The sequence below is a fragment of the Eisenbergiella massiliensis genome (assembly GCF_003435485.1).
In genome coordinates, this window is sequence record NZ_QVLV01000011.1 from 94,892 (window position 1) to 109,431 (window position 14,540).

Below are 14,540 nucleotides of genomic sequence, written 5' to 3' on the forward strand. Positions count from 1 at the left end.
ATCCCTTCCTCACTACACAACCTGCCTGCCGCCGATAATGAGAGAGTCCTATGGGGCGCGGGGCGCAATGGAAAAGGGCGGGGCCGGGGAGAGGGTGTTTTCAGGTTCCTTTTCAGCCCATGAAGATGAGACTTAAAAATTATGGAAGGCACACCTGACATAATTTTTCGCCCAAGGCTCATCGCAATGCCCGGGGTGACTGGAACCTGAAAACCCCCTCTCCCCGGCCCCGCCCTTTTCCATTGCGCCCTGCGCCCCACAGGACTCTCTCATTATCGGCGGCCCACCCCGGCTCACCCTCAGGAAATTACCTTTATAAAACTTACGAAAAGTGATATACTGAAGAATATTACCGGATTCTGCCAACCGCCGCATCCGGAATGGGTAAAAGAGTAGGAGACATAATTGCATGAAAATTGAAGAACTGACAAGCTACAGACTCGTAGAAAAGAAAAAAATCGAAGACCTGAACTCCATGAGCTACCTGCTGGAGCACAAAAAAAGCGGAGCCCGTCTTGCGCTGCTTTCCAATGATGATGAAAATAAAGTATTTTATATCGGCTTCCGTACCCCGCCTGAGGACAGCACCGGCGTTGCCCACATCCTGGAGCATTCCGTACTGGAAGGAAGCAGGGATTTCCCGGTAAAAGACCCTTTTATTGAGCTGGCCAAGGGAAGCCTGAATACCTTCCTGAACGCCATGACCTATCCCGATAAAACCGTATATCCCATCGCCAGCTGCAATGACAAGGATTTCCAGAACCTGATGCACGTATACCTGGACGCGGTTTTCTATCCCAATATCTATACGGAACGCAAAATCTTCGAACAGGAAGGCTGGCACTATGAAATGGAAAGCCCTGAGGATGAGCTGACCATAAACGGTGTTGTATATAATGAAATGAAGGGGGCATTTTCTTCCCCCGACGACGTGCTGGAACGTGAAATCACCAACACACTTTTCCCGGACACCACCTATTCCAACGAATCCGGCGGTGATCCGGAAGCGATCCCCGACCTGACCTATGAGCAGTTCCTGGATTTTCACAGAAGGTATTACCATCCGGCCAACAGCTATATTTACCTCTATGGAAATATGGACATAGTCGAGAAGCTGGAGTATTTGGATCAGGCCTATCTGTCTCATTTTGACCGTTTTTCCGTAGATTCCGAGGTGGCCTTCCAGAAGCCCTTTGACAAATGCGTGGAGGCCGGAAAGTTTTACCCCATTACGGAAAATGAACCCGAGGAGGACAACACCTACCTGACCTATAACATGGTAGTGGGAGACAGCCTGGACAGAGAACAGTATATCGCCTTCCAGATTCTTGACTATGCCCTCTGCAGCGCTCCCGGCGCGCCCCTGAAGCAGGCGCTTCTGGATAAAGGGATCGGCAAGGATATTTACAGCTACTACGAAAGCGGCATCCGCCAGTCCTATTTTACCATCGTGGCAAAAAATGCCAACCTGGACCGCAGGGAGGAATTTGTGGAATGCATCGAAAAAGAGCTTTCCTGCCTTGCAAAAGAAGGAATTGATAAAAAAGCGCTGCGCGCCGGACTGAATTATTACGAATTCCGTTACAGGGAGGCAGACTTCGGTTCGTATCCTGCGGGACTGATGTATGGGCTTCAGGTGCTTGACAGCTGGCTTTACGATGATGCCTTGCCCTTCATCCATATCGAAGCGGGAGAAACCTACAAAGCGCTGCGTGAAAAGGCCGAAACCGATTATTTTGAAGAATTGATTGATAAATGCATGATCCACAATACACACAAGAGCATTCTCACCCTGTCCCCCAAAAAAGGGCTGGCAGAAGAGAGGGAGAAGCTTTTGAAGGAAAAGCTGGCTGCCTTAAAGGAAAGCATGGATCCGGCGCAGATCGGGGAAATCGTAGAAGAAACCCACGCGCTGCTGGAATACCAGGAAACGCCGGATTCCAAAGAAGCGCTGGAAACGATTCCCCTTTTGAAGCGTGAGGATATCCGCAAAGAAGCGGAGCCGCTTATTAATGATATCCGCAGCATGGGTGATACCACAGTGATGTATCATGATATTTTCACCAACCATATCAGCTACCTGCGTTTCCTGTTTGACGTGGGGCAGGTGCCGGAGGATCTGTTCCCCTATATCGGCATTCTGAAATCCGTGCTCGGCTATGTGGATACCGAAAACTTCACTTACGGGGAGCTGTTCCATGAAATCAACATGGAGACCGGCGGTATCGTTCCGGTCACCAATTTCTTCACCAATGCGAAGAAACTTTCCGAATGCAGAGTCACCTTTGAAATAAAAGCCAAGACACTGGAGGACAATCTTCCCAAAACAGTGGAGCTGGTTCAGGAAATCATGCTGAAATCCCGTTTCGACGATGGAAAGCGGCTGTATGAAATCCTGGCGGAATTAAAATCAAGGCTGCAGTCCAACCTGATCTCCGCAGGACATTCCGTTGCCGCAAGCAGAGCCATGTCTTATTTTTCCAGGCCTGCGGCCATTCAGGAGCAGATCAACGGCATGCCTTTTTACCGCCTGGTGGATTATCTGGAGAAGAATTTTGACAGCTGCAGAGAGGATCTGCAGAACAAGCTGGAAGCCCTGATGAAGTATATTTTCCGTCCGGAGAACCTGCTGCTTGACTATGTGGGCACACAGGATCACTACGAAGAATTCATCAGCCTGGCCGGACAGGTGAAAAAGTCGCTTCACACAGAGCCTGTGGAGCACAGACCTTTTCTCATTGAGCCTGTCAGGAAAAATGAAGGCTTTATGTCCGCATCCCAGGTACAGTATGTATGCCGCGCCGGTAATTTCATCAGCAAAGGCCTTTCCTATACAGGCGCGCTGCGGGTGCTGAAGGTGATGATGAGCTACGAATATCTGTGGCAGGAGGTCCGCGTCAAGGGCGGCGCCTATGGCTGTATGTGTGCTTTCGGCAAGAGCGGGGACAGCTATTTCGTATCCTACCGTGATCCGAACCTGAAGAGTACGGTACAGGTGTATGAGCGTGCCGCTGCATTCGTGGAAGGCTTTGACGGAGACGAGAGGACCATGACCCAGTATATCATCGGAGCCATCAGCGAAATGGATACCCCCATGAATCCTGCGGCAAAGGGGCTGCGTGCCATGAGCGCTTACCTGACCAATCAGACCTTCGAAGACTATCAGCGGGAACGGGATGAGCTGCTTGGCGCCAACGCCGCCGCTATCCGTTCCCTGGCCGCGCATATCAGGGCTTTTATGGAAGCCGACTGTATCTGCGTTGTGGGAAATGATGCTAAAATCAAAGAAGAACAGGAGATGTTTGAAACACTGGAAAATCTGTATTAAAGACCGATACGGGAGGGACTCTTATGAAAAAACGGATGAAACGAATTACCGCAGCGGCGGCAGCCTGCCTGCTTTCCCTTATTTTTGCCGCCTGCGGAAGCAGCAGCAAATCAAACACAACGGAAGACATTTCCACCGGCCAGGCAGCTGCTTATGATGCCGGCGGCGTATATTCCAATTATTCCGCGGAAATGGATCCCGAAGAGGCGGCGCCGGAGGAATCCGGCGCACAGCTTGATGAAAAAGCGGCTTCCGGCAGAAAACTCATTAAAAACGTAAATATGACCGTGGAAACAGAAGACTACACACAGCTGGTAACCGACATCCAGGAACAGGTGGTCGCGCTGGGCGGATATATTGAACAGTTTGAGTCCTATAACGAAAACAGCATCGGCGGCCGCAGCGCAAACCTGACGCTTCGCATTCCCGCCGATCAGCTGGATTCCTTTGTTACCCGTGTGGACGAGGTATCCAATGTGATTTCCCGCCAGGAATCGGTGGAAGACGTCACGCTCCAGTATGTGGATCTGGAAAGCCACAGGAAAATGCTCAGGCAGGAGCAGGAACGGCTGCTTTCGCTGATGGAGCAGGCGGAAACCATTGAAGACATCATTACCCTGGAAAGCCGTCTTACCGAAGTCCGTTACCAGCTGGAAAGCATGGAAGCGCAGCTTCGTTCCATGGATAATCAGGTGAACTACAGCACCGTGTATCTGTACATAAACGAAGTGACACGCCTGACTCCCCAGGAAGAAAAAGGAACCTGGGAACGGATCCGCACCGGATTTTCGGAAAATATGTACCGTGTCGGACATGGATTAAAAGAATTTGGAATCGGCTTCATAATTTCCTTGCCCGTTCTCTTCGTATTTGTTATTATCATTCTGATTATTATAATTATTTTAAGAATCATAATCCGCATTACCAGAAAGCGGGAAGAAGAGAACCGGAAAAAATACGGAACGCCGTATCGTCCCGGTCCCATGCAGCAAAACGATCCCCGTTTTGCCGTTCCAGGAAGCAGGCAGGAGCCTTTCGCACCTCCCACAGGAGGTCCGGACAACAGGAATCCGGCCCGGGAAGCCGCTCCGGCTCCCACGGCCCCGGATAAGGAAGGTAAAACGGACGTACCGGAAACCAAAAAGAATGAGGAGAAACACTAAATGGACTTAGAGGAACTGCTTTCAGCCGGCAAGCCGGTAAATGAAAAATACAAATCCGGATTTGCCACGCTGATAGGGCGCCCCAATGTGGGAAAATCCACCCTGATGAACCGTCTGGTGGGCCAGAAAATATCCATCACCTCCAACAAGCCCCAGACGACCAGAAACCGCATCCAGGCCGTATATACTTCTGACGAAGGCCAGATCGTATTTCTGGATACCCCCGGAATCAACCGCGCCAAGAACAAGCTGGGCGACTATATGCTCAAGGCCGCCGAAGGCACGCTGGGCGATGTGGACGTCATTCTCTGGCTGGTGGAGCCCACCACCTACATCGGGGCAGGGGAGCGCCACATCATAGAGCAGCTGAAGAAAACAAAGACACCCATCATCCTTGTCATCAACAAAACGGATACCGTAAAAAAAGAGGATGTGCTCCCTGCCATTGACACCTACCGCAAAGAACTGGATTTTGCGGAGGTTGTGCCTGTATCCGCCCGCTGCGGCACCAATACGGACACGCTGATTTCCTGTATTTTCAAATATCTGCCCTACGGCCAGCCCTTTTATGACGAGGATACGGTCACGGATCAGCCGGAACGCCAGATTGTGGCCGAGCTGATAAGGGAAAAGGCCCTCCGGTGCCTGAGCGAAGAAATTCCCCATGGCATTGCAGTGGCCATTGAGAGCATGAAATACCGGAAAAATATTGTGGATATCGACGCTACCATCATCTGCGAAAAGGATTCCCATAAGGGAATCATCATCGGTAAGGGCGGCCAGATGCTTAAGACAATCGGCTCCAAGGCCCGTCCGGAAATAGAGGATATGCTCCAGTGCAAGGTGAATCTCCAGCTCTGGGTCAAGGTGAAAAAGGACTGGCGCGACAGTGATTTCCTTTTGAAAAATTTTGGCTACAATCCGAAAGACGCCGAATAGAAAATCCAAAAAAGCGAACCCTAATAGAGTACTTATTGTAGTGCCTTTAGGGAGCCTGGTGCTCTCACAAAAAACAGAAGAGGACTGGGTGAAGGATGAGCGATTTAGACAACTGGAAAAGTTTTTGCGCAACAGGAAAAGTAGAGGATTATCTCAGGTACGCCGCGTCTACTGCGGAAAAAGACGAAAGGGAAGGGCGGGAAGCAGACAAGAATGCAGGAGTTGCTCACAGTGACAGGACTCATACTGAAAGCGGAACCTATCGGGGAATATGACAGAAGGGTAGTGATCCTGACGAAGGAGCGGGGCAAGATAGCCGCCTTTGCCAGAGGGGCCAGGAAACAGAACAACCGTTTTATGGCCTCCACCAATCCCTTCTCCTTCGGCGAATTCCGGCTGTATGCCGGCCGTTCCTCCTATACACTGGCGGAGACCTTCATCTCCAATTATTTTGAAGGCCTCCGCTCAGATTATGAAGGGGCCTATTACGGAATGTATTTTCTGGAAGTATGTGATTACTGCACCAGGGAAAACAACGACGAAAGGGAACTGCTGAAGCTGCTGTACCAGTCTCTGCGCGCCCTGTGCGCAAAGAGCCTGGCCCACGAGCTGGTCCGCTACATATTCGAAATCAAGACGGTTGCGATCAATGGAGAGTTCCCGGGAATCCCCAATGGGGACAAACTTTTGGAGTCCACTCTGTATGCCGTATCGTATATTGTAAATTCGCCGGTTGAAAAGCTCTACACATTTACGGTCACGCCCCCGGTCCTTCAGGAACTGGGCCGGCTGGCCGCTTATTATTGCAGACAATCGCTGGATGGAAACTTTAAAAGCCTGGAGATACTCAAAAGCCTTTGACAAGTTTTGGTTGAAAATCCGGGATAGGTCGGATATAATGTTTAGGATATGGCAGACATACGGCAAAGGTTGGGAGCAAGTATGAAAAAAATGAATTTGTTCCTTCTTACCGTTCTGGGTGCGGCCTTGCTACTTTCAGGCTGTGGATCCAAAGCGGAGGAAGAGGAAACTACGACACTGGAATTAAAGAAAAACGGAGAAATCGTCCAATCCATCATAGAAGACTTCAGTGAAAGCTATTATGATCTGGATGAACTGAAATCCACTACAGAAAGCATGATTGCGGGATATAACGAAAGCGCCGGCAGCGATAATATCAAGCTGCAGTCCGCGGAAGTGACGGACGGCGTTGTCCATCTGGTAATGACCTTCAGGAAGTCGGAGGATTACACAGGCCTGTACCGTCAGGCGCTTTTCTCAGGTACGGTAAAGGATGCCTTCAATGCAGGATACGATCTTGACATTACGCTTAACAGCGTCAAAGAGGAAGGCGCGACAATAAACAAACAGGATATTCTGGACATGGGAGAGAAGCATATCGCAGTCGTAAGGGAAACCACCACGGTGAAAACCTATGGCGACATACTCTACATCAGCGATGATGTGACCATGGGACCGGATGACCGGACGGCAACGGTGACAAATGGGGAATCCCTTTCCTATATCATATTTAAATAGAAAGAAGCATAACGGATAAAGCAGGAGGAGAAAAAATGGAAAAGACAATGGAAAAAATTGTGGCTCTGGCCAAAGCGAGAGGCTTTGTATACCCCGGGTCCGAAATTTACGGAGGCCTTGCCAATACATGGGATTACGGCAACCTGGGCGTGGAGCTGAAAAATAATGTGAAGAAGGCATGGTGGCAGAAATTCATCACCGGAAATCCTTATAATGTGGGTGTTGACTGCGCCATTCTCATGAACCCTCAGACATGGGTGGCCAGCGGCCATCTGGGCGGCTTTTCCGATCCGCTGATGGACTGTAAGGAATGCCACGAGCGTTTCCGTGCGGACAAAATAATTGAAGATTACGCTGCGGACAACGGCATAGAGCTGGACGGCTCCGTTGACGGCTGGGATCAGGAAAAAATGATGAATTTCATTAAAGAACATAACATTCCCTGCCCGAGCTGCGGCAAACATAATTTTACGGATATCCGTCAGTTTAACCTGATGTTCAAGACCTTCCAGGGCGTTACCGAGGATGCGAAGAATACGGTTTACCTTCGTCCTGAAACCGCACAGGGTATTTTTGTGAACTTCAAAAACGTACAGCGTACCTCCAGAAAGAAGATTCCCTTCGGCATCGGCCAGGTGGGCAAATCCTTCCGTAACGAAATCACTCCCGGAAACTTTACCTTCCGTACCCGTGAATTTGAGCAGATGGAGCTGGAATTCTTCTGTGAGCCCGACACTGATCTGGAATGGTTTGCTTACTGGAAGCAGTTCTGTATCGACTGGCTGCAGACCCTGGGAATCAAACCTGAAGAAATGCGTGTCCGTGACCATGATAAGGAAGAGCTTTCCTTCTATTCCAAAGCGACTACGGATATTGAGTTCCTGTTCCCCTTCGGCTGGGGCGAGCTGTGGGGCATTGCCGACAGAACGGACTACGACCTTACCCAGCATGCCAATGTTTCCGGACAGGATCTGTCTTACTTTGACGATCAGAAGAATATCAAATATATTCCTTACGTTATCGAACCTTCCCTGGGAGCGGACCGTGTTGTGCTGGCTTTCCTTTGCGCAGCTTACGATGAGGAAGAGATCGGTGAGGGGGATGTGCGTACCGTGCTCCATTTCCATCCCGCGCTTGCTCCTGTGAAAATCGGTATCCTGCCCCTTTCCAAAAAGCTGAACGAGGGCGCTGAGAAAATTTATGAGCAGCTTTCCAAAAAGTACAACTGTGAATTCGATGACAGAGGAAACATCGGAAAGCGCTACCGCCGTCAGGATGAAATCGGTACTCCTTTCTGCGTAACCTACGATTTTGATTCCGAGGAAGATCACTGTGTAACCGTGCGTTTCCGTGATTCCATGGAACAGGAGAGAGTGGCCATCGATCAGCTGGACGCTTATTTTGCAGATAAATTCGACTTCTGATATAGAAAGACAACTGTTTTACCATTGGATAAAAGCATCCTGCAGCAGGCAGGGTGCTTTTTTTGATGGACCCGACCCATAGTACAACTTTTCTGTGTACAACGGACACTGTCAGCCTTTTTCAAAGAAACCGGTTACATAATAAAAACAGAAAAATCCACATAAAGCATCGCGCAAAACAACAAAATAATTTAAAAAACAGCACCACAAATGAATGTTTTATTGGGAGTTTGAATATATTATTTATAATTTATTAAAAAAACAACAAAAATTAACGTGCGTTCCAGGAAGAACTGTGATATAATGGAAATACGAGAGCGGAACGCGTAAAAACGTTCCGCAAACCTATACCAAATATTTCGTTCAAAGGGGGAACTGATTAGATGGCAAAATGGGTTTATTCATTCAAAGAAGGTAATGCGGACATGCGCGATCTTCTTGGCGGAAAAGGAGCCAATCTGGCAGAAATGACCAATCTGGGACTTCCAATTCCGCAGGGCTTTACGGTAACAACCGAAGCCTGTACGGATTACTACAACAACGGAAAGCAGATTTCTGATGAAGTTAAGGATCAGATTTTTGCCGCGCTCGCCGAACTGGAGAAGCTCCAGAATAAGAAATTCGGTGATACCGAGAACCCGCTGCTTGTATCTGTACGTTCAGGTGCCAGGGCATCTATGCCGGGCATGATGGACACCATTCTTAACCTGGGGCTGACGGATATTTCCGTGGAAGGCTTCGCAAAGAAGACCGGTAATCCCAGATTCGCGTATGATTCTTACCGGAGATTCATCCAGATGTTTTCAGATGTGGTCATGGAAGTGCCCAAATCATTGTTTGAGAGGGTTCTTGACGAGATTAAAGAAGCCAAGAGCGCTCATTATGATACGGATTTGACCGCTGATGATCTGAAGGAAGTCATCACTCGCTTCAAAGCGATCTACAAGGACAAGATGGGCGAGGATTTCCCTCAGGATCCCAAGATCCAGCTGATGGAGGCCGTAAAGGCTGTGTTCCGCTCCTGGGACAACGAACGTGCCATCGTATACCGCCGAATGAACGATATCCCCGGCGACTGGGGAACAGCAGTTAACGTACAGTCCATGGTATTCGGAAATATGGGCGATACTTCCGGTACCGGTGTTGCATTTACCAGGAATCCTTCCACAGGGGCCAGGGGAATTTACGGAGAATACCTCATCAACGCACAGGGCGAAGATGTTGTGGCCGGAATCAGGACTCCCCAGCCCATTACCCGTCTGGAACAGGATTTGCCCGAATGCTATAAAGAATTTATTGAAATAGCCAATAAGCTGGAAAACCACTACAGGGATATGCAGGACATGGAGTTTACCATTGAAGAAGGAAAGCTTTACTTCCTGCAGACCAGAAACGGAAAGAGAACGGCACCCGCCGCTCTGCAGATTGCCTGCGATCTGGTGGACGAAGGCATGATTACCCCTGAAGAAGCTGTTCTCCGTATTGAAGCCAAGTCTCTGGACCAGCTTTTGCATCCCACCTTTGATCCGGATGCCCTGAAGGCCGGAACCGTTATCGGACAGGCTCTTCCCGCATCTCCCGGCGCCGCTGCAGGCAAGGTTTATTTTACCGCGGAAGAAGCGAAGGAAGCCCATGAAAGGGGAGAGAGGGTCATTCTTGTACGGCTTGAGACATCACCGGAGGATATTGAAGGAATGCATGCTGCCGAAGGTATCCTTACCGTACGCGGAGGAATGACTTCCCATGCGGCTGTTGTGGCAAGAGGCATGGGCACCGCATGTATATCCGGCTGCGGTGATATTACAGTGGATGAAGAAGCTAAAGTATTCAGCCTTGGCGGCAAGACTTATCATGAAGGAGATTATATTTCTCTTGACGGTTCTACCGGTAAGATTTACGACGGCGATATCGCAACGGAAGATGCTACCATCAGCGGCAACTTCGGACGTATTATGAACTGGGCGGATTCTTTCCGTGTGCTGAAGGTAAGAACCAATGCCGATACCCCTGAGGATGCTGCCAATGCATTGAAGCTGGGCGCGGAAGGCATCGGCCTGTGCCGTACGGAGCATATGTTCTTTGATCCTGAACGTATTCCGAAGATCCGTAAGATGATCCTTTCCACCACCTGTGAAGCCAGGGAAGAAGCCCTGAATGAGCTGATTCCTTTCCAGAAGGGTGATTTCAGAGGGATTTATGAGGTAATGCAGGACAACCCTGTTACCATCCGTTTTCTGGATCCCCCGCTTCATGAGTTCGTTCCCACGGAGGAGAAGGATTTTGAAGATCTTGCAAGAGATATGAACCTGACTGTAGCGGAAGTAAAGGCTACCTGTGACAGCCTGCATGAGTTCAATCCCATGATGGGCCACAGAGGCTGCCGTCTTTCCGTAACCTATCCTGAAATTGCAAGGATGCAGACCAGGGCCGTTATGGAAGCGGCAATAGAAGTAAACGAAGAAAACGGCTACCATATTGTTCCTGAAATTATGATTCCTCTTGTAGGCGATAAGAAGGAACTGAAATTCGTCAAGGATGTGGTGGTGGAAACCGCAGAGAAAGTAAAGGCGGAGAAAAATTCCGACATTAACTATCATATCGGAACTATGATTGAAATTCCCCGTGCGGCGCTTCTTGCCAACGAAATCGCAGAAGAAGCGGAGTTCTTCTCCTTCGGAACCAATGACCTGACCCAGATGACCTACGGCTTCTCCCGGGACGATGCCGGAAAATTCCTGGTAGATTACTATAAGAGCAAAATTTACGAAGCCGATCCTTTTGCAAAACTGGATCAGAACGGCGTAGGCCAGCTGATTAAGATGGCCGCTGATAAGGGACGCAAGGTACGTCCTGATATCAAGCTGGGCATCTGCGGTGAGCATGGCGGAGATCCTTCCTCAATTGAATTCTGCCATAATATCGGCCTGAATTATGTATCCTGTTCACCGTTCCGTGTCCCGATTGCCAGACTGGCAGCTGCACAGGCGGCAATTAAAGAAAACCGCAGGAATGCTTAAGGCTCTTAAACTTTATATTAACAGATGATTCTCAGGGAAACCGCAGGCAGTCCGGCCGGCGGTTTCCTTTTTGAATTTTCATAAGCTGTACAAAAATGATCGGTTAGGTTATAATAAGCATATTGTCTGACATTTATGCACAACAAATACATACATGGAAAGGCGAAATACCATTCGCTTTTGGAGAAGACCATGAAAGAGGACAGGAACCTGAAAAAACAGATTATCGTGGCGGTAAGCGTAGCGGCAGGAATCCTTACAGCACTTGTTTTAACCGCAGTTCTGGCTTTTGAAACCTTAAGCAGGGCACAGAAAAATGAAGCGGAACGTTATCTGGATGAAGTGACGGAGCAGTACAGGAATACCATGATAAAGCAGATAGAAGGAAATCTGCAGACGCTGGAGGCCCTGGCAACCATAATCGGAAACAATATCATGGATATGGACAAGGTTATGGACATTCTGGAGACAGAAAATTATCAGAATGATTTCATCCGTATGGGATTTGTCAAACCCGACGGAAGAGGAGATCTTGTTGATATGCAGGGGGTCCGGGTGGAAAATGTCTATCTTGGAGAAGAAGCCTTTATCCGGGAGGCCCTGGCAGGTAGCAGCTCTGTATCTGATACCCTTCCGGATAATTTCGGAGAGGGTTATGTTAACTGCTATGCGGTCCCTGTCTATAAAAATGGGGAGCTGATCGGCGCTCTTACCGCAGCGAATTCCTCAGAAACCTTTGCAGAAATCATCAATCAGCCCATATTCAGCGGGAATGCATATCTCCATATAATTAATGAGCAGGGGGATTTTATTATCCGATCCGCTCATCAGATATTGGAAGAGGGGGATATCCGGAGCATTTTTGAATCCGCTATCCTGGGAATCAGTGATAAAGAGGAGATACTGCCGAAGCTGCAGGAGGGTGCCAAATTTTTTTCCCAGTTTACCTATAATAAGATAAAATACTGGATGTTTTTTACCCCGATAGGCAAGAATGGCTGGTACATTTTATGTATGGTTCCCCGCAGCGCGCTGAATGCGAATTTTGTTAAGATGACGAGAATGATTATCTGTATTTTTGCCGTTATTATCCTGCTTCTCGTTCTATTGTTCAGTTATATTTATATCATCATCCGCGGAAGCCGCAACGCCATGCAGCGGATGGCCTATTATGATCAGCTGACGGGGCTTTATAATAAGGCGCGATTTATGGAGCTGGCCTCTGCAAAATTGGAGAAGGACAGCAATTATGCGCTGGTTCTTCTGGATATTGCCAATTTTAAGTTTGTAAACGAGCTGTTTGGATATCAGAAGGGGGATTATCTTCTGCAGCATGTTGCAAATACCTGCAACCAAATGCTTCAGGAGGAAGAATTCTGTTGCCGTGACAACTCTGACCGTTTCGCCCTGCTCCTGCACTATAGCGGCAAAGAGGCCCTGACGGACCGTCTGAAGCAGCTTGTGGATACCATTGCCTCCTGCCAGCTTGACGATGTGCAGGAGTATCATATTCTCTGCAACTGCGGCGTAAAGATAATTGAGTCCTTCAGCAATAAAATCAACGTTGACGTTTTCTGGGATCGGGCGAATCTGGCTCTGAAAAATGCAAAAGGCTACCATGACAGCACCACTGTATTTTATGGCGACGGCCTCCATGATAAAGAAGTGAAGCGCAATGAAATCGAGCAGTGCATGCACGCTGCCCTGGATAACAGGGAATTCAAAATGTACCTGCAGCCCAAGGTCCTTCTGAATACTTCGGCGGTTTGCGGTGCAGAGGCTCTTGTGCGCTGGATACGTCCTGACGGCAGCCTGATATATCCTGACGAATTTATACCTGTTTTTGAACAAAACGGTTTTATTACTGATTTGGATATGTATATGCTGGAGGAAGCCTGTGCCTTTTTGAAACGGCTTGAGAAAAACGGGTATGCCGATATCTGTATTTCGGTCAATCAGTCAAGAATCCTGTTCTATAAAGCGGATTACCTGAATGAGATTCAGCGGATTATCCATAAATACCATTGTGATCCTTCCCGTATCATTCTTGAAGTAACGGAAGGCATCACCATGGATAATCTGGATGAAATGAAGGTTCTTGTCCGGGAACTGCACAAGATGGGCTTTGCCGTTTCCATGGATGATTTCGGAAGCGGATATTCTTCTTTGAATATTTTAAAGGAGCTGGATATTGACGAACTGAAGCTGGACAGAGTTTTCCTTTCCGACACGGCTGAGAAGGAAAAGCGGGATATCATTATGAAAAATATCATCACTTTGGCACGGGAGCTTCAGATTACTACGGTAACGGAAGGGGTGGAGGATGCGGCCCAGGCGGAATTCATACATTCCATACACTGTGATATCGGTCAGGGCTATTATTTTGCAAAACCCATGCCGGAAGATGCTTTTGAACTGTTTATAGCGGGAAAAACGGAAGAATAGAGGAGAAACGCAATGTCCAGATATGCGAAAATTAGAAAGAGCAATGCACAGGATATTTTATATCTGAAGCCAGAATATGGAGATATCATCACAGAAATCAGCGAATATCTCCAGGAAGAAGGCATGTGTGCATATGAACTGGAAAAAAACAGGGAGGAACTGGTAAAAACTGCAAAGGCCGCCATCAAAAAGGAACAGTCCATGGAGGAGGCGCTGGGCTGCCCGCCGGAGGAATATGCCCGGAAAAAAGCCGGTAATATGCAAGAGCATCAGACCGCCTATGAAAGGTATATTTTTACATTAGAGCGTTCCGTGCAGGTATTTTGCTGTTATCATCTGCTTCTTGTTGCAGTGGTGGCAGCTTCGGCGTTGTCTGGCAGGAAGGATGCGGTGCTGCTTATCCCCATGTCCCTGACTTATGTGCTTGAACTGGCTGTCATTCCCCTGGTTGCATGGTTTTTATCCAAATATTTCTACCAAAGGCTGTTCCATATGAGACAGAAGCTTTTCCAGATACTGGTATACGGAGGCTGGCTTCTTTTGACACTCCTAATCAATGCGCTGATCCCCGGCAGCCATGGATTCAGGGTAAACCTGCTGGTGTTTCTCTTTGTGAATGCCGCTGCTTATCTGATAGCGCGCGACCTGAGAGAACTGCATTTTAAGAAATATACCTGGTAAATAA

Annotated in this window: 9 protein-coding genes; all 9 read left to right on the plus strand. The window is 48.5% G+C overall.

The genetic code is table 11. The features are described from left to right. The first annotated feature begins 409 nt into the window (after positions 1–409). The 9 genes from DXC51_RS16555 (at position 410) to DXC51_RS16595 (ending at position 14,536) form a co-directional block, all read left to right on the plus strand. Entirely contained in the window at positions 410–3,328 is a 2,919-nt protein-coding gene (locus DXC51_RS16555; RefSeq protein WP_117544957.1) for an insulinase family protein, read from the plus strand. A gap of 23 nt (positions 3,329–3,351) precedes the next feature. Further along, complete coding sequence (locus tag DXC51_RS16560; RefSeq protein WP_117531751.1) at positions 3,352–4,491, plus strand: DUF4349 domain-containing protein; 1,140 nt, start codon at positions 3,352–3,354, stop codon at positions 4,489–4,491. Beyond that, positions 4,492–5,430: a GTPase Era gene (era, locus tag DXC51_RS16565; RefSeq protein WP_021637459.1), complete on the plus strand. Its 939-nt coding sequence runs from the start codon at positions 4,492–4,494 to the stop codon at positions 5,428–5,430. Between the two features lie 213 nt (positions 5,431–5,643). Beyond that, positions 5,644–6,291: a DNA repair protein RecO gene (gene recO / locus DXC51_RS16570; RefSeq protein WP_025490028.1), complete on the plus strand. Its 648-nt coding sequence runs from the start codon at positions 5,644–5,646 to the stop codon at positions 6,289–6,291. Positions 6,292–6,372: 81 nt separating this feature from the next. Beyond that, positions 6,373–6,969, plus strand: a complete 597-nt coding sequence (locus DXC51_RS16575) for an LptM family lipoprotein (protein ID WP_025490027.1) — start codon at positions 6,373–6,375, stop codon at positions 6,967–6,969. Positions 6,970–7,004: 35 nt separating this feature from the next. Further along, positions 7,005–8,393, plus strand: coding sequence for a glycine--tRNA ligase (locus tag DXC51_RS16580; protein ID WP_021637456.1), 1,389 nt, complete (start codon positions 7,005–7,007; stop codon positions 8,391–8,393). A gap of 383 nt (positions 8,394–8,776) precedes the next feature. Then, on the plus strand, positions 8,777–11,410 hold the full coding sequence (ppdK, locus tag DXC51_RS16585; RefSeq protein WP_021637454.1) for a pyruvate, phosphate dikinase: 2,634 nt from the start codon (positions 8,777–8,779) through the stop codon (positions 11,408–11,410). Positions 11,411–11,602: 192 nt separating this feature from the next. Next, on the plus strand, positions 11,603–13,855 hold the full coding sequence (locus DXC51_RS16590) for a bifunctional diguanylate cyclase/phosphodiesterase (RefSeq protein WP_181970125.1): 2,253 nt from the start codon (positions 11,603–11,605) through the stop codon (positions 13,853–13,855). A 12-nt stretch (positions 13,856–13,867) separates the two neighbouring features. Next, positions 13,868–14,536, plus strand: coding sequence for a hypothetical protein (locus DXC51_RS16595; protein WP_025490026.1), 669 nt, complete (start codon positions 13,868–13,870; stop codon positions 14,534–14,536). The last annotated feature ends 4 nt before the right edge of the window (positions 14,537–14,540 follow it).